This is a genomic window from Winogradskyella litoriviva, assembly GCF_013249065.1.
Lineage (GTDB): Bacteria > Bacteroidota > Bacteroidia > Flavobacteriales > Flavobacteriaceae > Winogradskyella > Winogradskyella litoriviva.
The window spans coordinates 1-25875 of record NZ_JABRWQ010000008.1 but is presented as its reverse complement, the minus strand read 5'-3'; the positions used below and the strand labels follow the sequence as shown (position 1 = coordinate 25875).

Genomic DNA, 25875 nt, shown 5'->3' with positions numbered 1-25875 from the left:
AAATTCATCAAATCAGGATTATATTATTTAGATTCTGAAACCCGTTCAGAATTATAATTTATGATACCAACATGGTCACAGGATTTTCAATATATCCTTTTAATGTTTGAAGAAATTGAGCTCCTGTTGCTCCATCTACAGTTCTATGATCGCATGCTAAACATAATTTCATAGTATTACCTACAACAATTTGCCCATCTTTAACCACTGGTTTTTCAACAATATTTCCTACCGATAAAATTGCTGAATTAGGCTGATTGATAATAGAAGTAAAACTGTCAATACCAAACATTCCTAGATTAGAAATTGTAAATGTACTACCTTCCATTTCGTCTAAAGCTAGCTTTTTATTTCTCGCTTTACCAGCAAAATCTCTAACTGCAGCTCCTATCTGTGTTAAACTTTGCTCATTCGCAAACTTAACTACTGGCACCAATAAACCATCTGGTACAGCAACGGCAACACCAATGTGTACATGGTTATTTAATTGCATTCTATCATCAAACCACTGTGAGTTTACTTGAGGGTGTTCTTTTAATGCTAAAGCACAAGCTTTAACTACGATATCATTGTACGAAATTTTTGTGTCTGGAACAGAGTTATATTGCTTTCTAAAAGCAATTGCATTCTCCATGTCAAACTCAACATTTAAGTAATAATGTGGCGCAGTAAATTTAGATTTAGCTAAGTTTTTTGCAATAGCTTTACGCATGTTAGAATTTGGTACTTCATCAAAATCTTCTTGTCCTGTTGGTACAAATTTACCAACTGAAGCAGATTGTGCTGCAGGTGTAAAGTTTTCGATATCGCGTTTTACAATTCTTCCATTTTCTCCAGAACCATTTACTTGAGATAAATTAATTCCTTTTTCATCTGCCATCTTTTTAGCCAATGGAGAAGCAAAAACACGTCCTGAAGTTGATGTAGTAGTAACCGTTTTAGGTGCTACTTTCTTTACTTCTTCTTTTTTAGGTTCTGCTTTTGGAGCTTCTTTTTTAGCTTCAACTTTTGGAGCTTCTTTTGTTTCGCCTCCAGCTACTGTGAAATTCTTAGCAACACTAGAAACATCCGTTCCTTTTGGGCCAATAATAGCTAATAACGAATCTACTTTTGCAGTTTCGCCTTCATTAAGACCTATATGTAATAAAGTACCTGATTGGAAAGATTCAAATTCCATTGTAGCCTTATCCGTCTCAATTTCTGCTAAAATATCACCTTCTTCAACTTCGTCACCAACTTTTTTCAACCAAGTAGCAACGGTTCCTTCTTCCATTGTATCACTTAAACGTGGCATAGTAACAACTATTACACCTTCTGGTAATTCTTGTTTAGAATCGAAATCTACATCAGAAATATCTTGAGATTCATCTTTAACTTCTGGCGTAGCATCTGATTTTTCAACCTCAGCACTTCCATTTAAATAGCTAGAAATATCTTCTCCTTCATCTCCTATAATAGCTAAAAGTGTATCTACTTTTGCTGTTTCACCTTCTTGTATACCTATATGAAGTAGAGTTCCTTCGTTAAAAGACTCAAACTCCATTGTTGCTTTATCAGTTTCAATTTCTGCTAAAATATCACCTTCTTCAACTTTGTCACCTACCTTTTTTAACCACGCGGCAACTGTACCTTCTTCCATGGTGTCGCTCAAACGCGGCATATTAATTATTTCTGCCATAGCTTATTTTATTTTATGGTCTATAAATGGGTAATCTTCTTGCTCATAAACAACATCATACATTACGTTCTTATCTGGATATGGAGATTCGTCTGCGAATTTCTCACATTCAGCAACACGCTTCTTAACATCTTTATCAATAGCTTTTAAGTCTTCTACTGTTGCGTATTTCTTTTCGAGAATAATGTCTTTGACCTGAGTAATAGGATCAATTTTCTTGTACTCCTCTACTTCATCTTTTGTTCTGTAATGCTGTGCATCAGACATTGAATGACCTCTATAACGATACGTTTTCACTTCTAAGAAAGATGGTCCTCCACCTTTTCTTGCACGCTGAATAGCTTCATCAAAAGCTTCTGCTACTTTAATAGGATTCATTCCATCAACAGGCCCAGAAGGCATTTCATAACCTAAACCTAACTTCCAGATATCTGTATGATTTGCCGTACGTGCTACTGATGTTCCCATAGCATAACCATTGTTTTCACAAACGAAAACAACTGGTAAATTCCAAAGCATTGCTAAATTAAAAGTTTCATGCAGCGAACCTTGTCTAGAAGCTCCGTCACCAAAACAACATATAGTTACAGCATCGCTACCGTGATACTTATCACCAAATGCAATACCTGCACCTAAAGGAATTTGACCTCCGACAATACCATGACCACCATAAAAACCAAATTCTTTAGAGAAAATATGCATAGAACCACCAAGACCTTGAGATGTTCCTGTTGCTTTTCCGAATAATTCTGCCATAACACGTTTTGGGTCAACTCCCATTCCGATTGGTTGTACGTGATTACGGTAAGCCGTTATCATTTTGTCTTTAGTTAAATCCATAGCATGTAAAGCACCTGCTAAAACAGCTTCTTGTCCATTGTATAAATGAAGGAAACCTCTAACCTTTTGTTGAATATAAACTGCGGCAAGTTTGTCTTCAAACTTTCGCCAGAACATCATGTCCTCGTACCACTTTAGGTAAACCTCTTTAGTTATTTTTTGCATTTCTCGATTAGTTCTTTAAATAGAATAGCAAAAGTAACACTTTAGAAAATAATGAAGAAACAGTATATCGTAAAAAAAAGAGAAATTACTGAAATTTATGCAACAAAATATCTATAAAACTGAACTTTCAAAAAGAAGTGGTAATAAATTTGCAAGTGATTCTGATTTTACAACCTTTCCCTTTACTCCCATAAAATAAATTTCTATAGCTGAATCTTGTTTTATTTCGTACTCAGCAATGGATTGCCTACAAGCTCCACATGGAGGAATTGGTTGATCTGTAACCTGACTTTGAGAAGATGCCGTAATTGCCATTTTTAACATTTTGGCATTAGGATATTTTGCTCCTGCATAAAATATTGCTGTACGTTCTGCGCATAAACCCGAAGGAAAACAGGCATTTTCTTGATTACTACCTATAACAATTTCATTATTATCTAATAAGATAGCTGCACCTACATTAAATTTTGAATAAGGCGCATATGCGTTATCTCTAGCTGCAATTGCCGAATTCATTAAACTTTGAATGGCTTTAGGAAGCTCATTGAAATCTTCATAAACCTCTAATGTAGTTTCTATTTTTACTTCCTTCATAAGTTTATCATTTATATGTAGACAAAAAAACTATTGCTTTTTTAACAATAGTTTTTTTTACTAAATTAATTTAGATTTTAATATTCATTGTATTCACCATCTCCAAAGTTAAACGTTAATGAAAAACGTAATGTATTTTCTAACGGACTTTGTACTTTAGATGCTGAGAACAAATATGATAAATCTACATTGATTGTTGTATATTTAAATCCTGCTCCTAGAGCAAAGAATTTACGAGCACCTTTATCATCGGCTTCATTAAAATAACCTCCTCTAAAAGAAAAATTATCTTGATAAGTATATTCTGCTCCTAAAGCCCAAGTAAATTCTCTAAGTTCTTCGCTAAATCCTCCTGGCGCATCACCAAAAGACTGAAAAACTCCTGTTAAAAAACTAACATCGTTACTTTGACCTCCCACAATAACATCATATTCTGAAGCTTCTAATTGCTCTTCTGTTTGAAAATCACCATCATCTGTATCAAACACACCATCATCATTTGTATCTGTAAATACAATTTTATCTCCATAGATTGGAGGTGTTGGTACTAAATACTTAGTCACTTCTGCCGTTACGGCTAATTTATTGTATTGGTCAAAAATAAAATCGAAACCTGCTCCCAACCTTAAGTTTGTTGGCTGAAACACTTCTGTTCCTCCATCATCATACTTAAATCTTGGCCCTAAATTTTGAATTGCAAAACCTGCCCTCCAACGTCCATTAAAATCATTATAAGCCTCCTCCTCACTTTGATAATAACCTGTAATATCAGCTCCAAACGTATTTGCTGGATCTGCATTAGAGTTAGGAGAACCATTAATTCTAAGATTAGACCTCATAAATCGCATTGCAACTGCCATGGCAAACTGATCACTTAATCTTAACGTATACGCACCGTCTACAGCAAACTCATTTGGCTTTACAGTACGCCCAGGATCGTCAGCACTATCGGTTAGAAGTATTTCACCAAGTGAAAAATATTTAAGTCCTACAGAAAAAGCACTTACATCATTTAATCTGTTATAATAGGTTAAATAACTAATTGAAATATCATTTACCAATTTACTTAAATAAGGTGTATAACTTAAACTTACACCTTGCTTTGCTTCAGAAAAAACATACTTAGCAGGATTGTATTGTTGCGAATAACCATCCATTGATGTTGCAACTCCCATATCACCTAAAGAAGCAGACCTTGCATCTGGTGCTATAAGCATAAATGGTAAACCAGTTGTAATAACTCTAGTATCTGAAGTGCTAGGTATAATTTGTGTTACCTCTTCTTGCGCATAGTTTAGGCTTACTATGGCTAAAGTGACAAAGGTTAAGATGTGTTTTTTCATGTTAAATTTTTCTGGAATTAATACGATTTTAGTTGCACTAATTCATTAGCAAATATAAATTATTATTATAGTATTACAAGTTTTTGAATTTTTTCAACTTGTTTATTTAAACGATCAGATTTCACTTTTAGTTTATAAACATAGACTCCTTTTCCGATTTTATCACCAAAATCATCTCTTCCGTCCCAAACAATGCTTCTAGATAATGATGAGGACCCACTATTACAACATTCATCTGCACTTGTTTGTCCATTTAATGTTCTTACTAATTTACCTGAAACAGTGAAAATTTGTACCGATATATCTAAAGGATCTGGACTATTATGATTGAACCAAAACTCCGTATAACTCACAAATGGATTTGGATAGTTTAATACATTATTAATCACCAACTCTTCATCTTTATCATATACAGTAAACTGAATTTCTGCTGTTGAAGAATTATTATAAACATCCCAAGCCTTTAATGTTAAAGTGTGCAGACCTGGTTCTAAATCTCTAAATGGATAGGTTAATGAGCCATTGGTGTAATCATCTACATTGGCTTGGTAATAATTGTTTAACACAATTGGGTTGGTTTCGTCGCCATCTATAATTGCTGTAATATCATGACCTATACCACTAGCTGTATTAATACCATTATCATCTTGCAATTTTACCAAAAAATTTGGTGATTCATTTGTAATACCACCTGAGACAAAGTTTTCATCATTCATATACAACTCAATCAAAGGACCAATATTGTCTTCTGGTGCATCTTCATTTATACCTCCTATTTTGATATCGAAATTTGATCCTGCTTGATCCGAAGTCTGATTAGATGATTGCGCATAAAAACTTACTTTACCTGTACCAACCGGAATACCAATATCTCTTGGCACAATAAAATCTAATTCAAAAAGACCATTAGTAACACTTGCTTGCCCTTTAAAAACTACTTCTCCTAAGGTTGTAAAATCTAGCACAATTAATTTCTGGCCATTGTTATCACAGTCTGCAGGATCATCATTTTCATCACAATCCTCTCTTATTCCATCATTACCTAAAGTCTGTCTTTCTATAGGTTTATCATATATAGTCGCTGTTAATGTACCGTTATAATTAGACAATATATTACCATTAGTATCAATTACTTCACCAGCAAGTTTTGTATAGCTTAAAGCCTTTAAAGTATCTATTGGTTGTGATATTTCTACATCATTGACTTTAGTTAATCTTATATCTGGTTGCGGAATTGACAACTTTAAAGCTGGATCACCAATATAAAACACTAAGCGTTTTTGAGACTGATTAGCAACATTGTTATCTATTTTTGTTAGTCTTAATGCTTCTGCTATAGACGGGTAGTCATTTGACCCAAAAGCAAATAAGTAATCGTCTAGTACTGTATTAATATCCTCACCAACTGTTACAAATATTTGTCTTGTGGTAGTTATTAAACTTATTGAGCCACCATTTGTATTCCAATAGGTAAACTCTCCTGCTGTATCTCTTAAGGGATCATCGAACTTTGTATACTCACAGGTAACTGTAATAAACAGATTGAACTTACATATATTATTTACTTCTTGAGAATCGAATTTATCAAAAATGCGTTCTTTGGCAATACCGTCTTCACCACCATGACCAAAATAATTAACCACTAACGCACCAACCTCTATAGCATCTTTAATAGCTTCATTAACCTCAGGATATCTGTTACCTCCAGACGATGATTCTTGTTCATAAGCGTCTGAATGAATCTTAATAACATTTAAAAACGGTTTTTCTTCTTCTAATGTTGTTCCTAAAGCATCTGTTGCTACCTCTAATCTCTTTTCCCATTCTTCATCAACATCATCAGAAATAAGCACAATATTATTTCTCCAACTTCCGTAAGCTTCTGGTTGATAATAAGCTTTTATTTTATCGACCATTTCTGTTGCGCGTTGTACATCTTCTGCTATAATTCTTCCAACTGCAATATCCATTCTATCACCTGAGGCAAGTGTACCTTCATTTTCATCCATCATAGCATAAAAATCATCAGACACAAACGAATCAGTTAGATTAAAACTATTCATAGTGTACCAAGATGGTATCAGATTAGTATTGTTAGAGACTCTATCCTTATAATCAAAAGAACCATCACCAAATAAACAAAGGTATTTTAACCTATTGCTTTCAGAACTAGCGTTATCATAAACATATTTTACAAAATTTCTAAGGGCAGCAATATCTTGACTTCCTGTACTAAATTCATTATATATAGTTTGTAAATCAACAACCTTTACATTAAGATTATTTTGATCTCTATTAATTTGTGCTAAGCGCTCTGCCTGTGTAACAAACTGTGAAGGAGTTAATATAATGTAATCAATATCTTCAAACTGTCCTTGATCATTATTAAATATTGTTCCTTTTAAATCTTGATTTACAACGGATGAATTAGATTCTTTTTTTGGGCTTAATACGTTTGAATATGAAAATGCTAAATAAGAACGTTCCTCTCCAGATAATGCTTTAAAACTTATTGCCGAAGAATTAGTAGTATTTACAAGATTTTCAATATTAAAACGATCCGTAATATCCCAAATTTCACTAACTCCTGAAGTATTAGCTAAATTATATTGTGCAATTCCTGGTGTTGCAATGACTTCTTTATTTTTAAAAACCAACTGCTCACCTTCATAGGAGAGACCTCTTGTTGCTTCTAAATTTATATAATCTAAATAGGCATTTGCAGAGGGATTACCACTATTATTATAATCTAAAGTTATTGAAATCTCATCTGATGAAACACTTACTGTATTACTATAGGAGTCATCATTTCCTAAAACAGACCCAGAAACTATGGACCCAAATGACAATGTTGTAATTTGACTTCCGTTTAAAGAAACAGCCATTGATGTATTCACTTCTGAAACTGTACCAACGGCAATACTTAAACTTACAGGTTCGGTAGTTACTAAATTTGGGAAATCAAAGTCATAAGTTCGTTGACTCTCTATATCAAACTCATCGCCAAACCAACGTCTACCAATACTACCTAAATTTGTTTCGTCTACTTCATAAAATTGATAATCTTGAAAGGTAGTGATTTCGATATCAGCCACTTGGTCAATGACTGGCATTGCTTCTATACGCTTACCATTACCATTGCCAACATTTACATAGTAATACGTTTTGTCTGTATATAGGTTTAAATTAGTATCACTCTCTGCGTTATATGTTTTAGGACCTTCACCGTAAAACAGAATAAAATCACCATTATCTAATCTACCATCATCTTCACCGATAAATTTTATTGCATTTTCAACAACGTCAAAAGGATAATTTTCAGCATTAGAATATGGTAACATTCTTCCTCCATTTCCAAATATTTTTATAGTCCTCGGATCTACAGAATTAGTATTAACCCCTAAACTACTTAAAAAATCTTTTGATAATCTATACACACCTGACTCTTCAATATAAAAACGATACCATCCACCAGTACTTAAAACAGAACTCGTAATTTCATTAGTGGTCATTACACTATTTGTTAACCTAGAAGACCCACTACTATATATTAAGGTAAAGGATTCTATTTTTTTATAAACACCTCTATCTTTAATTATAGGACTCATTTCAAAATAATGAGAACGCTTACCTCTTGCGTTGGTGTTGTATAATTTATATTTAGTTGAGGACGGAATTAAACTCGGGTTTAAATCTTTTAAATCTGCTTCTGTAATGGTGGAGTAAACCACATTAGCTAATTCAACCGAATTTTCATCTATTAAAGTTCCATCACTGTCCCATTGTGTAAAAAAGGTCAATCCTTTATCATTATTATAACTAAAATGGTCTGCATCAAAAGTCGGAATTTCAATACTAATAGTTGCAGTCTCTAATTTTATAGTACCATTCCAATTAATAGTGAACTGTTTTTGCTGTCCATAAATAAGTGCAGAAAACAAAAATAAAATGATTGTATAACAATTTTTCATTGATTCGGACTAATTTTAATATCCTTAAATTATATAGAAATACCTTTAAATTGGCAAAAACATAAATTTCACAGTAAAATAACGACTAATAAAGCCTGATATTATGAGTCTGTAAATTTTATTTCAAAAATACAACAATAATTCATTTGCGCCCTCGTTATTAAAGAGTAAAATACATCGATAAATGACAAAAAATCCGTTGTGATGTCTAAAAAAAAGGATGAAATGCACATTTTTTTGCAATTTGACGTAAAAAAAAGTTGGAAGTTTACCTTTAATTACTATATTGCGACTCTAAAATTAAACGAGCTTACTTAAACCTATGGATATGAAAAATGTCTCAAACCTAAAATTACTAATTGCATTAACGCTTTTTGCTACGATTGTTAGCTGTAATCGTTCTTCTAATTCTGGTAACACAGATAGTGCTACTGGATGGAAAATAAACGATAAAAGAGGCGGTTTTCAGTACAACACACAATTCAAGGAGCAAGAAACGCCTCCTGGAACTTCTTTTATTGAAGGTGGAACCTTTACAATGGGTAAAGTACAAGATGACCCAATGCATGATTGGAACAATGCTCCAAATCAACAACACGTTCAGTCATTCTACATGGATGAAACTGAAGTAACTAACATTAACTATACATTTTACTTAGATTATCTTAAAAATGTATATCCACCAGATGATCCAAATTATGCATTAATCTATAAAGGTGCGCTTCCAGATACATTAGTTTGGAGAAACCGTTTAGGTTATAACGAAATGATGACTGAAAATTATTTACGTCATCCTGGTTACGCAAACTATCCTGTAGTAGGAGTTAGCTGGATACAAGCCGTTGAATATGCTAACTGGAGAACAGATCGTGTTGCTGAGATGGCTTTACAAGAATCTGGATACATTAAAAGAGATGCACATCTTACAGATGTAAACGCAGAAAGTACGTTTAGTACTGATACATATATCAACGCACCTTCTCAAACTTATGGTGGTAACTCGGAAGTATTAGAAGGTGGAAAGCGAAGACAACAAACTGACGCTGATGGTAACCCAATTAATGTATATGCTAGCAGAGAAACAGGATTAATCCCTGTAAAATACAGACTACCAACTGAAGCAGAATGGGAATATGCTGCATTAGGTATGAGTGAATTACGTAGCTATAATGTTTATAGAGGTCGTAAAAAATACCCTTGGGATGGTCAATATACAAGATCTGGTAAACGTGTAAATCGTGGAGATCAAATGGCTAACTTTAAGCAAGGAAAAGGTGATTACGGCGGTATTGCAGGTTGGTCTGATGATGGTGCCGATATTACCGCAGAAGTTAAAACATATTCTCCAAACGATTACGGATTATATGATATGGCAGGTAACGTTGCAGAATGGGTAGCTGATGTTTACAGACCTATTGTAGATGATGAATTTAATGATTTTAACTACTATAGAGGTAACGTTTATACTAAAAATGCAATAAACGAAGACGGTTCTGTAAAAATTGTAACTGTAGATGAAATTGTATATGACACATTACCTAACGGTAAGATTGTTGCAAGAGATTTACCAGGTGAAATTGCAAGAGTACCAGTTGATGAAGACGAAACTTACTTAAGAGCTAACTTTAGCCAAAGTGATAACAGAAACTTTAGAGATGGTGATAAGCGTTCTTCTCGTTATTACAGAGAAAGTTTTGACGAAACTGAAGGACAGAAAAATAATGATACCAGAAAAATGTATAATTCACCTAAACACAGAGTTGAAGTAGACTCTGCTGAAGGTAAATTAATTAGAGAATATGACAAATCTAATAGCAGAACTTCATTAATCGATGATGATGTAAGAGTATACAAAGGTGGTTCTTGGAGAGATAGAGCATACTGGATTGATCCAGCACAACGTCGCTATTTCCCACAAGATATGGCTACCGATTATATTGGCTTTAGATGTGCGGTTTCTAGAGTTGGTTCTAAGAGCCAAAACGGAGGAAAAAGACGTAATTAAAAAACGTTAAATAATATTTAGAAAAGTCCTGACAAATTTGTCAGGACTTTTTTATTTTTAAACCTATGAAAATAGACATTATATATCAAAAATTTAAAGAGTGTTTATCAATATCAACTGACACTAGAAAAATATCTAAAGATTGCATGTATTTTGCACTAAAAGGTGAAAATTTTGATGGTAACAAATTTGTTCCTCAAGCTTTTGATAATGGAGCAAAATACTGCGTAGTAGATGATGAGCAGGCTGTTATAAACCAACACTGTATTTTAGTTAAAGATGTACTCACTACACTCCAATCATTGGCCAATTATCATAGAAATGCTATTAATATCCCTATTATTTCACTTACAGGAAGTAATGGAAAAACAACAACAAAAGAACTAATCAATACTGTTTTAGCTTCAACATATAAAGTAAAAGCAACTATAGGAAACCTTAACAATCATATTGGCGTGCCTTTAACACTTTTAAGTTTTACGAAAGACTTAGATTTTGGAATAGTTGAAATGGGTGCCAATCATCAAAAAGAAATTGAATTTCTATGTGGTATTGCTCAGCCAGATTATGGCTTAATTACCAACTTTGGAAAAGCTCATTTAGAAGGTTTTGGAAGTGTTGAAGGTGTAATTAAAGCAAAATCTGAATTATATGACTATTTAAAACAAAATGAAAAATCGGTTTTTATAAATTCTGAAGACGCCAAACAAATAAAACAAATTGGTGACTATTCTAAAACCATTACTTTTGGCTCTAAAGTAAAAAATGATTGTGTCATTAACTTTATAAGTGCAAATCCTTTTGTTACTTTAAAATATGATAACACTGTTATTAATAGTAAGCTTATAGGGAATTACAATTATGGAAATATTGCAGTTGCTGTAGCTATTGGGAAATATTTTAATGTTACAACAATCAACATAAAGAAAGCTATAGAAAGCTATCTACCAGATAACAACCGATCAGAGATAATAAAAAAAGGTTCAACCAAAATTATTCTAGATGCTTACAACGCAAATCCTACAAGTATGTTGGCAGCTTTAAAAAACCTAAAGCAGTTAAATGCTGAAAACAAATATTTATTTCTTGGCGACATGTTTGAATTAGGTACGGAAGCAGAAAAAGAACATCAAGAGATAGTGAATTTTATAGAGTCTAATTTTGAAAGCCAAGTTTACTTAATAGGCCAGAACTTCAATAAAACCACAACTAAACCAACAACCTACAAATTTGCAACTTTTGAAGATTTAAAACCTGAATTAAAAACCCTTCAGTTAAAAGATTCAACCGTTTTAATTAAGGGGTCGAGAGGTATGGCACTAGAACGGATTTTAGATGTTCTATAAAATTGTGAATCTATACAAGAATTGGACCTACGACTTCTACCATCTTAAGGCAACTTTTGTAACGAGTTGAGTTTTCTTAATAACTCAAAAAGCTATTGCTAACGACGTCTTCCGCCAGAATAGGTCATAGCTTCTCCTTTACCAAAACCGTAACTAAGTCCCAATGTTATAAAGCGACCTCGTTGACTGAAACTATAAGTTTCAAAGGTAGGTTGATAAACGTAAGACTCTTGAATTCTAGATTCAAATAAATCTCTTATACCCAAATTAACAACCGCTTTTCCTTTAATGATTTTTTTACGAATACCTAAATCTAAAAAACCATAACCAGATATATCACCTTGAATAGTCTCAAAACTAGATTGGTATCTTCCCGTTAACTCAACATCTATATCTGCAGGTAAACCTATTTTTGTACCTAATCTAGAAGACCATTGACGACCAGAAAAATCAAAAGATTCTGCCTCAAAAGTCCCAACTCGATCAAAATAATTATAATTAAAATCTCCTGTAAGAGTTAGCCATTTGGTTGGACTATATTTTCCATTAGTTTCAAAACCAATAGAAGCATTTGTACCAATATTTTCTGGAGTTGTGGTAGTCACATTATCTATAGATGAAGAAACACGCTCTATAACTTCTGTTGTATATTTATGATACAAACTAGAACTAAATGATGCTTTACCTATTTTGTAAATACTTGTTAACTCATAAGAATCTGTAAATTCTGGTTGTAAGTCTGGATTGCCTTGTCTAATATTAAAATTGTTTCTAATATTAAAAAACGGATTTAAATCCCATAGTCTAGGTCTAAAAATTCGTCTTGAATATCCTGCTTGCAAAGATACATTTTCACTCACTTTATATGATGTGTGAAATGTTGGAAAATAGTCTGTAAAATTCTGAGAATTAGACTCGTTTGTATTAGTTAACAAGGTTTCTAAATCTGTATTTTCAATTCGCAAGCCTGCCTTTATTCCCCATTTCTCTAGTTCATAAGCACCTGTAAAATAAACACCTAATACTTTTTGGTTGTATTCAAAATTATTAGTTAAATCTTCATTTACAACATAATTTATACCTGTAAAATCTCTCACTTCATAATCGTTACCCACGTCATTAATAACATATTGTGCACCAGTTTCTATCGTATATTTTTCTGATATAGGATTAGTATAATCAATCTTAAATGTATAATCTGCTTGTTGAAAATTTGTTTCTGTTTGTTGCTTGCTGTCTGAGTCACTACCAGTTATAGTAGTGTTTGTAAATTGAGACTCTTGGTCTTTCCCAAAGAATCTTCCTAATGCACTTAATTGCAACGAATGATCTTCATTGTTTTTAAATTGTTTTTTGTAATTAAATTCGTATTGGTATTTTGGGTTTGTGGCTTCCGTAGTCTCGTCTCTTAACCAACTAGACACTAATGTATTATTAGAATCGAAAAATCTAAAATTTGTTTCTGATGGTTGATCTTCAATTTCATATGCAAAATTACCAGATAATGTTAAAACATTATAATCGTTGATATGATAATCTGTTCCTAAGGTAATGTTATAAAAAGTTTCATCTCTATACTCTGTTCCTTCACTAAAAACAACTTCGTTACTAGTTAAATTTGTATTTATGGCTTCGTTATCTCGAGGCAATGAACGGTAACCAGCACCTATTTGAGTAAAGAGGTTAAACTTCTCCGTTCTACGGTTAAGACTTATACCAATACTGTGATTATCTGGTATACCTGTATTTAATGAAATAGAACCATTCCAGCCCTTTTTTTCTTCCTTTTTTAAAATAATATTTAAAATACCTGCTGTACCTGAAGCTTCATATTTAGCGGAAGGGTTGGTAATAACCTCAATACTTTCGATCATATCTGCTGTAATTGTGCCTAGTGCATTGCTAGATTCATCTGCCAAAACAGAAGGTTTTCCGTTTATTAAAATTTGCACACCAGAACTTCCTCTTAAACTCACTTCACCTTCAATATTTACATTGACAGAAGGTACATTATTTAAAACTTCTAATGCACTTGCGCCAGTACTACTAATATCCTTACCTATATTAAAAACACGCTTATCAAGTTTAAAAACAGTTTTAGACACATTGCCAGTAACTACAACTTCCTCTAAAGCCTCATTATCTTCAGCCAATCGTATAGTTCCTAAATCAATTTTAGCATTCTTGATAGAAAAATCAGAAATTGTTTTAGTCGCATAACCCATAAAGCTGATTTCTATGTAGAAATCCGTTTTTGTAGTACTAAATTGAAACTTACCATTATTATCCGTTGTAGTGCCAGTAATGATTCCTTTTGAACTTTTTTTATATAGTGCAATTGTTGCGTATGGAATTGGTTGATTACTTGCCTCCTCTATTAATATTCCACTGATTACAATTTCATTATTTTGAGCAACAGAGATATTACAAATACTTAAAAACAGTGCGAAAAGTAAATTCTTTAAAAACAGCTTCATCATCATTAAATAAAAAATAATTCTATTACAGCTTTGAAACAAAACAAAGTCAGCATATTATACATTGAAAAAACTAAATTACAATTGTAAATTGGGTTTTGATAAATGGTTAACAAAAGATTAAATAATTTATTAATCAATCATCTTTTTAAATTTACTCCAAAACATTTAGAGTCGTCTTAGAATATTATTTCATAAAAGCACAAACCTGATGATTTGATACTTTATTAAAACAAAAATTCCGATTTGAAAAAATCAAATCGGAATTAAATTGATGTGGGCGCGAAGGGATTCGAACCCCTGACCCCTTGGGTGTAAACCAAGTGCTCTGAACCAACTGAGCTACGCGCCCTCTAAATTGGATTGCAAATATAGACTAGTTTTTAATATCTCAAAAGGTTTTTTGAAAAAATTTTAAATTATTTCAGCAACAACAAAAGTACTTCCACCAACATAAATTAAATCTACTTTATTAGCATTCAATTTTGCCATTGTTAGTGCCTCATTTACACTAGGATACACTTTGCCATACAAGTTGTGTTTTGCAAATGCAAGTCTTAATGTTTCTGCATCTAATCCGCGTTGCACATTTGGTTTACAAAAATAATATGTTGCTTCTTTAGGTAGCAAAGGAATTATAGCATCTAAATCCTTATCATTTACAACACCAAAAACAATATGAAGTTGATGATATGCTTCATTTTTAATTTGCCTCAATACATATGTTAATCCTTCTTTATTATGCGCAGTGTCGCATACAATCTTTGGATTGGTTCCTAGTATTTGCCATCGACCTTGTAAACCTGTATTAGTAACAACGTTTAATAGACCTGCTTTTAAATGCTGATCTGAAATTTTAAATCCTTTATTTTTTAAAATCTTTACAGATTGTAAAACTGTTTTAATATTATGAATTTGATAAGAACCTTTTAAATCACTTTCTAAAATTTTATCTATCCTTTGATCCGCAAAATAAATCTCAGATTGTTCTTCTATTGCTTTATTTCTAAAAACATTTTCTGTTTCAGCATGTGTTTCTCCAATAACTACAGGAATGTTCTTTTTAATGATTCCGGCTTTTTCTCCTGCAATCTTCGTTAGTGTATCACCTAAAAATTGAGTATGATCCATACCTATATTTGTAACAACCGATAATTCTGGTGTGATAATGTTTGTAGAATCTAATCGTCCTCCTAATCCTACCTCAATTACGGCAATATCGACTTTCTGCTTTGCAAAATAACTAAAAGCCATCCCAACAGTCATTTCAAAAAAAGATAATTGATTTGACTCTAAAAAGGGTTTGTTGCGTTTAATAAAGCCAATAACTGAGGCTTTACTTATAACCTTACCATTAACACGAATACGTTCTCTATAATCCTTTAAATGTGGTGATGTATATAAACCTACTTTATAACCTGCTTCTTGTAAAACAGATGCCAACATATGGCTAGTAGAACCTTTTCCGTTTGTACCACCAACATGTATTGACTTAAAATAATTCTCTGGATGATTTAAATGCTTTGCTAATTTTATAGTATTGGATAAATCTTTTTTAAAGGCAGATTTGCCTTTATTTTGATACATTGGAAGTTGTTGAAACATCCAATTTACAGTATCTAAGTAATTCATATTATTGACCTACATCAAAATTAATACTTACAAAACCAACCTGAGTTGTTGGTGCATTGGAATCTGCAGGCCATTTATGTGACATTGCTATTTTCTTAGCAGGTGCAAGTAAACAAGGATGTGTATTTGTTGTTCCTCTAATACCAGGTTCTGCTTTTACAACTTTACCCTGTCTATTTACTTCTATCCTTACAACTACTAAACCGTATTCATTACATTCTTGTTTATAAATCTGTTTAGACGGTCTTCCTCTACCTCCTAACCCATAACCGATACCTCCTTTACCAGGTCCTGAACCTCCAAAATAGCTAGCTGCATAAGGATCACCATCTAGTTGGCCTTTGTTACCACCTTGACTATCTGGACCTTCTCCTCCATCTGTATTACCATCAGTATTTTTAACACCACCAATAAGGTTATCTAGCTTTCTTTTTTTCTCGGCTTCTTCAGCTCGTTTTCTTTCTTCAGCTTCACGTTTTTCGCGTTCTATTTTTTCAGCAGCTGCTTTTGCCTCAGCCTTAGCCTTTGCTTCTGCAGCTTTCGCCTTGGCTTCTGCCTCTTTTTGCTTTTTTATGGCAATAGCTTCAGCATTATCTTCTGTCATTACCTGCTCGGCTTGTGTTGCTGTTTCTGCTGGAGTAACTTGTGTTTCTTCTGGTTGTACTTCATCTACAACTTCTTCTTCTACTACCTGTTCTTCAACTGCCTTTTTAGGTTCGCTTAATGGTTTGTTACCACTACCAAAATCTGTAGTTCCAAAATTTACAGCAACACCATATTCTTCTGGAGGATCCATGTATTGAGGTCCAACCACAAACAATAACAAAAGCAGTATCAATGAAATGAGTACTGTGATTCTTGCTGAATTACGTTCGTGTTTGGTCTCTAGGTATTTCACTTTTATTATATTAATTCGCTTGCTATAATTAAAAATCTACAAGTCTTATCTATTTATTCAAAAATGATGCCGTTTAATTTGGCTGTACAGCTAAAATTACTTTGAATTTATTTCGATTAGCAATATCCATTACCTTTACTACATTTTCTACAGGTACAGATTTTTCTGCTCGTAAAACAATAGTAGGCGCATCTTGGTTGGCAAAAATAGATTTTAATTGTGTTTCTAAAACTGCTTCACTTACTCGTTTCTGGTCAATATAATACGTCAAATCTTTTTTAATACTTACAGCTGTTGATTTCTTGTTTTCGGTTTTACCACTAGCTTTAGGTAAAATAATATCAATAGCATTAGTACTTACCAATGTTGACGCAATCATAAAAAATATTAATAACAAGAAAACAATATCGGTCATAGACGCGAAGTTGAATTCTGGTGTTATTTTATTTCGGCCTCTAATGTTCATAAATTAGATAGGTTCGTTTAAGTGATCTAAAAACTCAATAGAATTTGCCTCCATTTGGTATACCACTTTATTGGTTTTACCAACTACATGATTAAATGCTACATAAGCTACAATACCAACAATAAGACCACCAACTGTTGTTGTCATTGCTGTATACAAGCCACTTGCTAAGACATCCATTTGAATTGTTCCTCCTGCATTTGCTAATTCGAAAATTGAAATAATCATACCAACTACAGTACCTAAAAACCCAATCATTGGTGCCACACCAGAAATGGTTGCTAAAACATTTACATTCTTTTCTAAGTTATAAATTTCTAATCGACCAGCGTTTTCTATTGCAGTATTAATATCATCTAAAGGTTTTCCAATTCTGGTTATTCCTTTATTAATTAATCTAGAAACAGGAGAATTTTGTTGTGCACATAACATTTGAGCAGAATCTATTTTACCATTACTTACATGGTCTTTAATTTGATTCATAAAATTTGAATCGACCTTTGAAGCGGCTTTAATAGCAAAAATACGTTCAAAATAAATGTAAATAGCTAAAATTAAAAGCACGAATAAAATCAGAATAATAACTATGCCTGATGTTCCTCCACTTGTAATTAATTCAATTATAGATAACGTTTTTTCAACCGATTCTCCTTCAGCCAAAACAGCTACTTCATCTTGAATAGTACTTAATGATATCATTATAAAATGTTTAAATTTTTAATGTCTTATTGTTATAACGTTAAGTTTTTAACTTAAGTATAATTGTTTTATTTCAATATTAAAAAATAGATCTTGTTACCATAAAGGCTGCAGCACCAGCAATAAAACCTACTAAAGCTAACCAAGAAATTTTCTTTAAATACCAGAAAAAATCGATTTTCTCCATTCCCATTGCTACAACGCCTGCTGCTGAGCCAATAATTAACATACTTCCACCTGTACCAGCAGAATATGCAATAAAGTGCCAAAGCTCATTATCTAAAGGTTCTGAGAACATACCTAAACTTGCCGCAACTAATGGAACATTATCTATAACCGCTGATCCAACACCTAATAATAATACTACTAAATCTGAAACACCTTCATGATGATATTCTGTACCTAACATTGGCATTGTTTCTTGAAGTGAACCAGCAAAACCAAATAAAATCCCTAATGATTCTAGAGCGGCAACAGCCATTAAAATTCCCAAGAAAAACAAAATACTTGGTAATTCTATTTTAGATAACGAATAATGAACAGGACTATGACTAGCGCCAGATGCATGTTCTTCTGAGCCTACTCCAGATATCGCAAATTTTGAATTGCTATATACTTCCGCAAAAATTGCCACAACACCTAATGAAAGCATCATACCAACATAAGGAGGTAAATGTGTAACTACTTTAAAAATAGGCACAAAAATAATAGCTCCCAAACCTAAAAATAACATCGTTGAACTAAATTTATTCTTTGGTTTACCATCTGACTCTTGCAATTCTAAATCTCCTTTAAATGGCTTTAAAAATGAAGCAATAAATGTTGGAACAACCATACATAGTAGCGATGGAATGAATAGGTAAGATAATAACTTTCCTGTAGAGACTTTATTACCTATCCACAGCATTGTTGTAGTAACATCTCCAATTGGTGACCAAGCACCTCCTGCATTAGCAGCAATAATAATTAAACCTGCATACCAAATTCTAACATCTCTTTCTTTTACAATTTTTTGTAGAATAGAAATTAATACAATAGTTGCAGTTAAGTTATCAATAATAGCAGATAGTACAAATGCTAAAATTGCAAACATCCAGAGTAGTTTTTTTCTACTATTAAAATTAACTGCATTTTTAATGGTAGAAAAACCATCAAAATAATCTATAATTTCTACAATTGTCATTGCTCCCAATAAAAACACTAATATTTCAGCAGTTTTACCTAAATGATGTAGTAATGTTTCTTCCATTAAATGCATTTTTTCTTCGTGTGGAAGCAACCCAAAGTTATCCATTAAGCTATGCTTGGCAGAATCAAACCATTGTGAAAAATCATCGATTCCTAATGAAATTAATGCCCAACTTATGGCCATCATCACCAGAGCCGGAATTAATTTATCTATTTTAATATTGTGCTCAAGGGTTATGGCTAAATAGCCAAAAACAAATACAAGAATTATTACTGTTTCCATTCTAAGGGATTTTTAAATTAGTTGTCTTAATGCAATTTCGAAAGCTGTTTCGCTGATGCCTATATTTTTGGGGTTATTATTATGAACTTCTGTTAATGCTTTTTTAATGACTTGAGATGTATCATTAAAAATGGCTTCATCTGTCATTAGCACTTTTCGCTCCATGAAATATGCAAAAACTCTTGCCATACCACAGTTTGAAATAAAGTCTGGAATTAAACTTACTTTTTGATCCGTATGCTCCATTATAGGTCCAAAGAATATTTCTTTATCTGCAAAAGGAACATTGGCACCACAAGTAATAACTTCTAAGCCTGTTGATATCATTTGATCAATTTGATCTTGCGTTACCAATCTCGAAGCGGCACATGGCGCAAATATCTCTGTTTGTAGCGACCATATTTTTTGATTAATCTCTTCAAAAGGAATTAATGTATCTGCGATAAGTGTATTTCCATTTTTATTAAGATATAATTCTGTAATTTCCTGAAACGAAAATCCATTTTCATTGATTAAACCACCGACTCTATCAATAATACCTACGATTTTCGCTCCCATTTGAGCAAAATAAAAAGCTGCAGCTGCACCAACGTTACCAAAACCTTGCACAACTACTCGTTTTCCTTTTATTGAATTATCATTAATATCATAAAAATGTTTGGCTGCAATAGCAACGCCATAACCAGTAATCATGTCTGCAACAGTATACTTTTTGCTGACATCTGGTGAGTAATCTGCGTTTTCGATAACCTTAATAACACCTTGTCTTAATTGACCAATTCTATTAATTTTATCTGCAATTGAAGGTTTAAAGTGGCCTTCAAAAACACCTTCTTGAGGATGCCAAACACCGCTTTCTTCAGTAATAGGTATTACTTCATGGATTTCATCAACGTTTAAATCTCCACCTGTTCCGTAATAACTTCTTAGTAATGGCGAAACGGCAGCGTACCAACGTTCTAAAACACCTTTTTTTCTTGGGTCATGTGGGTCAAAATTAATCCCAGATTTTGCACCTCCAATGGCAGGACCAGAAACAGTGAATTTTACTTCCATTGTTTTAGCAAGTGAAAGTACTTCATTTCTATCCAAACCTTTTCGCATTCGTGTTCCTCCACCAGCCGCACCACCTCTTAGCGAGTTGATAACTGTCCAACCTTCGGCATCAGTTTCGGGATCATTCCAATGAAATACAATTTCTGGAGCTTTATTTTCGTATTTATGAAGTAACTCTTTAATCAATTTTTATAGTTTAAATATCGAATAACAAATATAAAAAACTATATAAGCTTAATGTGAATTAAAGTTGATTTTTAGGCATTAAAATTTTTCCTGAAGAATGATTACAATTTGCACCAGTAACACTCTTTAAACAATTAACTTCATTTCGTTCTTTTAATACACCTAAAAGTCCAAAAATCAAAGCTTCTTTGTATTCTATAATATCATTTTCTGGAATAATTACTTCTGAAATTGAATGATAATCAATTCTTTCCATTAAAAAATCATTATATACACCTCCACCTGTAACTAGAACTTTTGATTTTTCTTTATTTAAAACTATTGAAATTTGAATAGCCACGTGTTCTACAAAAGTTCTTAATACGTCTTGTATTTCAAGATTAAAAGCATCAATTAATGGAAAAATATTTAGTTCTACCCATTCTAAACCTAAAGATTTTGGAGGATTTTCTATATAGAATGGAAGTTGATTGAGTTTAAATAATAAATCTTTATTAATATTTCCTTTTGAAGCTAGTTTACCTTTATCATCATATTCTAAATTAATTTTAGACATATAATTGTTTAGAACAATATTAACCGGACAAATATCAAAAGCAATTCTCTCAGAATTTAACTCAAAAGACACATTTGCAAAACCACCAAGATTGAGGCAAAATTCATATGCATTAAAAAGTAATCTATCTCCAATAGGTACCAAAGGAGCTCCTTGCCCTCCGAACTCTACGTCTTGAACTCTGAAATCGCAAATAACTTTTCGACCAAGTTTGTCTGCTAAAATTTGATGATTTCCTATTTGATATGTTAATTTCTTCTCTGGTTGATGTAAGGCTGTATGACCATGAGAGGCTATAAAATCTATTTCTTCAAGATTATTTTTTTCAATAAAATTTGATATTACGGCAGATAAAAATTCTGAATATTTTATATCTAACGTTTTTAATTGATTCATTTTCATTGAAACTAATTTACTCAATGTCGTTTTCCATCTAAGACTATAGTTTATAGTTTCTGAATTAATAATTTTAAATTCCCAGCAGTCTTTGTACTTGAAATTTATATAAATAATGTCTATGCCATCTAGTGAAGTACCGGACATTAAAGCAATAATATTGTAATCTGTTTTTGTCATATTAGTAAAAATAATATTACTCATTGAAAATAACACAATAAAAAATTATATTTGCATTAAATTTTTATTAAATCAATAATTTTTAGTTTATGGACTTTAGTTTAACAGAAGAACATTTAATGATTCGTGATGCTGCAAGAGATTTTGCTCAAACTGAATTACTTCCTGGTGTTATAGAACGCGATAATGCTCAAAAATTTCCTGAATCATTAGTGAGAAAAATGGGTGAGTTAGGTTTTTTAGGTATTATGGTAGATCCTAAATATGGAGGAAGCGGAATGGATGCCATTTCTTATGTACTTATTATGGAAGAATTATCTAAAATAGATGCTTCCGCTTCTGTTATGGTTTCTGTTAATAATTCCTTGGTGTGTTATGGACTTGAGGCTTACGGTAACGAAGAACAAAAGCAAAAATACCTTACAAAATTGGCTACTGGAGAATGTATTGGTGCTTTTTGTTTAAGCGAACCAGAAGCTGGTAGTGATGCAACATCGCAAAAAACAACTGCTATTGATAAAGGTGACCATTATATTTTGAATGGCACAAAAAATTGGATTACAAATGGCGGACGTGCAGAAGTATTTTTAGTAATTGCACAAACCGACAAGCATAAAGGGTCTCACGGAATTAATGCTTTTATTTTAGAAAAAGGTATGCCTGGTTTTGATATAGGACCAAAAGAAGATAAGTTAGGTATTCGTGGTAGTGACACACACACCTTACAGTTTAATGATGTTAAAGTACCTAAGGAAAATAGAATTGGTGAAGACGGATTTGGGTTTAGATTTGCAATGAAAACACTTTCTGGAGGACGAATTGGAATTGCTGCTCAAGCTTTAGGAATTGCTGCAGGTGCTTATGAACTTGCTTTAAAATATTCGAAAGAACGTAAGGCATTTGGAACAGAAATATGTAATCACCAAGCAATTGCGTTTAAATTGGCAGATATGCATACTGAAATTGAAGCGGCTAGGTTGCTAGTAATGAAAGCCGCTTGGGATAAAGACCAAGGAAACAATTACGACATGTCTAGTGCTATGGCTAAACTATACGCTAGTAAAGTAGCTATGGAGCATACAGTAGAGGCTGTTCAAATTCATGGTGGTAATGGGTTTGTAAAAGAATATCATGTAGAACGTTTAATGCGTGATGCTAAAATCACACAAATTTATGAAGGAACTTCAGAAATACAGAAAATTGTAATTTCGAGGGGTTTAATAAAATCTTAATTTAAGAAATAGAAATATAAAAAGGCTTCAGAATTGAATTTTTGAAGCCTTTTTAGTTTTTGGATAATTCATTCATTACTAATCTTAATTCTCCGTACGTGTATTTATCGTTGAATATATCTTTTAACTCTGATAAATTATCAAATTTTTTTGTTGGAATAATCTGTTTTAAGTGATTATAACTTTCTTCATCCATCAAATCTGTAATTTTAATTTCTCCTGAAGAAATGAAACTTGCCAGATGCCCAAATATGGTATTTTCATTTAACTCTCTAAAATCAGCAATTTCTACAATTGACTTTCCTTCTTTGTATAGCTTTAACGATTCTCGTTTAGTCTCTCCCACTTTCTTTTTTGTTTTTTTTGGTAAATCTAAAGTTATGTGGTTTGAATTGGGCTCTATATCATTTTCATCACAATAATTAATAATTACATTTAAAATTTCAGTTCCATATTTTTCTATTCTTGTTTTACCCATGCCATGAATTTCTTTTAATTCTTGCTTATTGGTGGGTAAGATTTCACACATTGCGTAAAGAGATTTTTGAGTAAAAATTTGGAAGTGAACCAAACCTTCTCTTTTGGCAATTTGATTTCTAAGTTCCCTTAATAACTCAAACAATTCTATATTAGCGGTTCCATCAATAATTGTTTTACGTTGTTTCTTTGGTTTTTCTTTTCCAAAGAAAACTGACTTCGCTCTTAACATGAGGAACTTGTCTGCATTAAATCCGTCTTCTAACCCCTGAAAGAATGATAACTTTGTTTCTAATAATTCTTCTAAAGTGTCTAAGTGTTTAATTATATCTTTCTCAATTGCTTTATTATCTGTAGAAAAGGTTATTTTATGGAGAAATGCCTCGATTTGAGTGGATGTTTGTTCTTTGAAATAAACTATAGCCTTTTTAAAACGTTCTTGCAATTGTAAATTAGATTCAGGAATACTTCCTGATTCAATCATAGTCTCTAATTCTTGCTTGAAGCTATTCCCAATTTTCAACAAACTAGTGACAGTTAATTTAATAGTATTTAAGGGGTTCTCTATAGTACCTTCAATACTACCTCTATTTTTATAATAAATATCTATTATGCGATTAATTGGATTTAGAAAATTGTAAAAATTAAAAATATCAGACAAAAGAACTAATTGATAATCTCGTTGAGAATCTGTCAAAATTTGATCATTAGGCTGATTTTCTTCAAACTCTTTATTAAAGGCGATAACATTAGAATCACTAATTATTTGATTAGATTCTATTTTACTTTTTAAAACCAAACCTTCTAATGATTTACATCTACTTAAAGCAACATATGTTTGACCATGAGCAAATGCGCCTTGAACGTCTATAATAGCTTTTTCAAAAGTTAATCCTTGGCTTTTATGTATGGTAATAGCCCAAGCTAAACGTAGAGGAATTTGCGAATAACTGCCTATTTTATCTTCAGATATTGCTTTTGTTTTAGAATCAACACTATACCTTATGTTTTCCCATGTTTCAGCTTTGATATTAATATTAAAGTCATCATCTGGGCAATGTACTACAACTTCATCCTTTTCTAACAAAATCACTTTACCAATTTTACCATTATAATATCTCTTTTCAGGTGAGCTATCATTTTTAATAAACATAACTTGAGCACCTATTTTTAATACTAATTCCTCTTTGTTTGGAAACGAGTGTTCTGGAAAATTACCTTCAATTTTTGCTTTATACGTATATTCTTGACCTGTTAATTTATTTAATTCTAATAAATTATTCTGTCTGGCTTTATTATTATGAGTAGTTAGATATATGTATCCTTCACCCTCCTTAACAGTAAAATTAGGAAAATATCTATCATTTAGTGCTGTTGCTGATTCTGCACTTAAAGCATTATTTCTAACCTCATTAAGGATATTTATAAAAATTGGATTGTCTTGTCTATAAATATGCTTTAATTCAATAGTAATAGGTCTACACTTATAATATGCATCACTACTGAAGAAGTAAGCATTTTTATAAAAAGGTTGAAGTAATCTCCATTCGTTATCCTTAACTACCGGTGATAATTGCTGTAAATCTCCTATCATTAAGAGTTGGACACCTCCAAATACTTGGTTTCTGTTTTTATAACGCCTAAGCGTTTTATCAATACTATCTAATAAATCAGCTCTTACCATACTGATTTCATCAATAATTAATAAGTCTAATGATTTTATAATACTAACTTTAGTTTTACTAAATTTTCTATTAAAACGAGTATTGCTAGTTAAATCATCATTTGGTAAAATAGGTCCAAATGGCATTTGAAAAAATGAATGAATTGTAACCCCTTTAGCATTAATAGCAGCTACACCAGTAGGAGCCACGATAACCATTCGTTTATTGCACTCACGCTTTAATCTATGTAAGAACGTAGTTTTACCAGTTCCAGCTTTACCTGTTAAAAATATATTCCTATCAGTTTTAGATATAAAATTCCAGGCTAAATCTATTTCCTTATTAAAAATCATTTTTAAAACTTAAATCTGGATTGAATATAATAAAGATATGTTGATTGTTATAACCAGTAATGATATAAAACACAAAAACCCTTACTAAATAATATAGTAAGGGTTTTACAATACCGATTAATTCGGTAAAAAAAGGCGGTGACCTACTCTTCCACAGTTAAGCAGTACCATCGGCGCAAACGGGCTTAAC

General features: G+C 32.2%; 17 protein-coding genes and 1 tRNA gene. 3 read left to right on the top strand and 15 right to left on the bottom strand.

Annotated elements, in window-relative coordinates:
- Positions 1-58: 58 nt before the first annotated feature.
- From HNV10_RS15820 to porU, 5 genes are all read right to left on the bottom strand, one after another.
- Complete coding sequence (locus HNV10_RS15820) at positions 59-1678, bottom strand: pyruvate dehydrogenase complex dihydrolipoamide acetyltransferase (RefSeq protein WP_173302369.1); 1620 nt, start codon at positions 1676-1678, stop codon at positions 59-61.
- A gap of 3 nt (positions 1679-1681) precedes the next feature.
- Entirely contained in the window at positions 1682-2683 is a 1002-nt protein-coding gene (gene pdhA, locus HNV10_RS15815) for a pyruvate dehydrogenase (acetyl-transferring) E1 component subunit alpha (protein WP_173302368.1), read from the bottom strand.
- 111 nt (positions 2684-2794) lie between these two features.
- The gene (cdd, locus tag HNV10_RS15810) at positions 2795-3292 is read right to left on the bottom strand and encodes a cytidine deaminase (RefSeq protein WP_394353365.1); all 498 of its coding nucleotides are present in this window, start codon (positions 3290-3292) and stop codon (positions 2795-2797) included.
- 62 nt (positions 3293-3354) lie between these two features.
- On the bottom strand, positions 3355-4620 hold the full coding sequence (gene porV / locus HNV10_RS15805) for a type IX secretion system outer membrane channel protein PorV (RefSeq protein ID WP_173302366.1): 1266 nt from the start codon (positions 4618-4620) through the stop codon (positions 3355-3357).
- Between the two features lie 65 nt (positions 4621-4685).
- Entirely contained in the window at positions 4686-8591 is a 3906-nt protein-coding gene (gene porU, locus HNV10_RS15800) for a type IX secretion system sortase PorU (protein WP_173302365.1), read from the bottom strand.
- Positions 8592-8913: 322 nt separating this feature from the next.
- Here porU and gldJ point away from each other — a divergent pair, with 322 nt between their 5' ends.
- A complete protein-coding gene (gene gldJ, locus HNV10_RS15795) occupies positions 8914-10596 on the top strand; it encodes a gliding motility lipoprotein GldJ (RefSeq protein ID WP_173302364.1) in 1683 nt (560 codons plus the stop codon).
- 65 nt (positions 10597-10661) lie between these two features.
- On the top strand, positions 10662-11942 hold the full coding sequence (locus tag HNV10_RS15790) for a UDP-N-acetylmuramoyl-tripeptide--D-alanyl-D-alanine ligase (RefSeq protein ID WP_173302363.1): 1281 nt from the start codon (positions 10662-10664) through the stop codon (positions 11940-11942).
- Positions 11943-12040: 98 nt separating this feature from the next.
- Here the strand turns inward: HNV10_RS15790 and HNV10_RS15785 are convergent, their stop codons facing one another.
- From HNV10_RS15785 to HNV10_RS15745, 9 genes are all read right to left on the bottom strand, one after another.
- Positions 12041-14419, bottom strand: a complete 2379-nt coding sequence (locus tag HNV10_RS15785; protein WP_173302362.1) for an outer membrane beta-barrel family protein — start codon at positions 14417-14419, stop codon at positions 12041-12043.
- A 277-nt stretch (positions 14420-14696) separates the two neighbouring features.
- A tRNA-Val gene (locus HNV10_RS15780) sits at positions 14697-14771 on the bottom strand.
- A 62-nt stretch (positions 14772-14833) separates the two neighbouring features.
- Entirely contained in the window at positions 14834-16051 is a 1218-nt protein-coding gene (locus HNV10_RS15775) for a bifunctional folylpolyglutamate synthase/dihydrofolate synthase (RefSeq protein WP_173302361.1), read from the bottom strand.
- A gap of 1 nt (position 16052) precedes the next feature.
- Positions 16053-16949 (bottom strand): energy transducer TonB, encoded by an 897-nt coding sequence (locus HNV10_RS15770; RefSeq protein ID WP_173302360.1) that lies wholly within the window; start codon positions 16947-16949, stop codon positions 16053-16055.
- A 73-nt stretch (positions 16950-17022) separates the two neighbouring features.
- Positions 17023-17415 carry an ExbD/TolR family protein gene (locus HNV10_RS15765; protein WP_173302359.1) on the bottom strand — a complete coding sequence of 131 codons (393 nt, stop codon included), beginning with the start codon at positions 17413-17415 and terminating at the stop codon, positions 17023-17025.
- Between the two features lie 3 nt (positions 17416-17418).
- Positions 17419-18114, bottom strand: a complete 696-nt coding sequence (locus tag HNV10_RS15760) for a MotA/TolQ/ExbB proton channel family protein (RefSeq protein WP_173302358.1) — start codon at positions 18112-18114, stop codon at positions 17419-17421.
- A gap of 79 nt (positions 18115-18193) precedes the next feature.
- The gene (gene nhaD / locus HNV10_RS15755; protein WP_173302357.1) at positions 18194-19585 is read right to left on the bottom strand and encodes a sodium:proton antiporter NhaD; all 1392 of its coding nucleotides are present in this window, start codon (positions 19583-19585) and stop codon (positions 18194-18196) included.
- 12 nt (positions 19586-19597) lie between these two features.
- Complete coding sequence (locus tag HNV10_RS15750) at positions 19598-20824, bottom strand: Glu/Leu/Phe/Val dehydrogenase dimerization domain-containing protein (protein ID WP_173302501.1); 1227 nt, start codon at positions 20822-20824, stop codon at positions 19598-19600.
- 61 nt (positions 20825-20885) lie between these two features.
- Positions 20886-21983, bottom strand: coding sequence for an anhydro-N-acetylmuramic acid kinase (locus tag HNV10_RS15745; RefSeq protein ID WP_241695526.1), 1098 nt, complete (start codon positions 21981-21983; stop codon positions 20886-20888).
- A gap of 65 nt (positions 21984-22048) precedes the next feature.
- Between HNV10_RS15745 and HNV10_RS15740 the strand changes: the two genes are divergently transcribed.
- Positions 22049-23191 (top strand): acyl-CoA dehydrogenase, encoded by a 1143-nt coding sequence (locus HNV10_RS15740; RefSeq protein ID WP_173302356.1) that lies wholly within the window; start codon positions 22049-22051, stop codon positions 23189-23191.
- 52 nt (positions 23192-23243) lie between these two features.
- Here the strand turns inward: HNV10_RS15740 and HNV10_RS15735 are convergent, their stop codons facing one another.
- Entirely contained in the window at positions 23244-25685 is a 2442-nt protein-coding gene (locus tag HNV10_RS15735) for a helix-turn-helix domain-containing protein (protein WP_173302355.1), read from the bottom strand.
- Between the last annotated feature and the right edge of the window lie 190 nt (positions 25686-25875).